This window comes from Streptomyces sp. NPDC056222 (genome assembly GCF_042264065.1).
Lineage (GTDB): Bacteria > Actinomycetota > Actinomycetes > Streptomycetales > Streptomycetaceae > Streptomyces.
On record NZ_JBHJTL010000224.1, the window covers coordinates 1 to 1,176 of the forward strand.

Consider the following 1,176-nt stretch of genomic DNA (forward strand, 5'->3'; position numbering starts at 1 on the left):
TCAAACCCTCCCAGGGTACGACCCGATCCATCTCTATCAGGAACAGCTCCTTGCGGGTCTGCTTGCGCTTACCGGCGTACTCGGCATCGGCGAAGGTCATTTGTTTCATCATCGAAAAGCTCGGCGATTGGTGTCCGGGGATTTTGCCAAATCAGGAAGTCTTTTTCAGGATTTCCCCAGCTGCGCCACAACGGCCATGGCAGGCTCCATTCTCTCCCCGCTTCAACGGCCACGACCCGAACAGCTCAAGAGCTTAGCACCGCCTTTTGCGGTTGCGTGCCTCACCACTCACGCTTACTCCCTTCCAGAACGCGCCAACTGCTAAGCTACATGAGGACGACTCGCCCACAGCGCAAAGCACCTGTGTTCGCGCTATTGGCTGTCCCGTGCGTTGTGGTGCTGACCGTCGATGACGAGTCGAACCTACTGTATGGGCACTGCGCGCGGCAGCCTTTCATGCGTGCCAGCTACGTGCCCAAGGTTGGACGCGGATCGAAGCGTGCGCAGGGTTTTTCGTGAAAGTATAAAATCTAATCAACTTTATCAGAAGAAAATATATGATCGTAAGAAACTTTGAATACTTGCTTGCTTTGCACCGTGAAGGCCATTTTGGCAACGCGGCCAAAAGCTGCAATGTTTCTCAGCCGACACTCTCCGCGGGCATTAAGCAATTGGAGGAAGACATGGGTGTCGAGATCGTGCGTCATGGCCGACGCTATGACGGCCTCACTTCTGAAGGGATGCGCGTACTGTCTTGGGCTCAGCAGATGTATGACGACTGCAAAGGGCTGGAGCGAGAACTCTCCGCACTACGGCGAGGTATAGAGGGGCAATTCCGGCTAGGGATACTCCCAGGAACTGCCGGTGTAGCGCCCACATTAAGCATCGCCCTTGCTGAAAAAACACCCTTACTTCAACAATCAGTTCTGGTTTCCGGCGCTTCTTCCCTGCTACAGGCGATTCGAGAAAACAATTTGGATATCGCACTCATGCATTTGGAGGATATCCCAGGGGAAGACTTCGATACTCACCTTCTGTACCGTGAACGCATTTTCCTTTTTCACGCCGCGAGAACACAGCAACCCCGAAGCACAACGTGGGACCATGTTCTCAATAGACAACTCTGCGTGCTGAACTCGGCAGTACCTGAACCCATTCAAGATAGGCTGATGCAAT

1 protein-coding gene and 1 pseudogene are annotated in these 1,176 nt (G+C 53.5%); one reads left to right on the forward strand and one right to left on the reverse strand.

Annotated elements, in window-relative coordinates:
• Positions 1 to 109, reverse strand: a pseudogene (locus tag ACFC0D_RS38655) (IS5/IS1182 family transposase); the annotation flags it as partial.
• A 448-nt stretch (positions 110 to 557) separates the two neighbouring features.
• On the opposite strand from ACFC0D_RS38655, the gene ACFC0D_RS38660 reads away from it, so the two are divergent.
• Positions 558 to 1,176, forward strand: a 619-nt coding sequence (locus ACFC0D_RS38660; protein ID WP_376446813.1) for a LysR family transcriptional regulator, incomplete at its 3' end; no start/stop codon positions are given.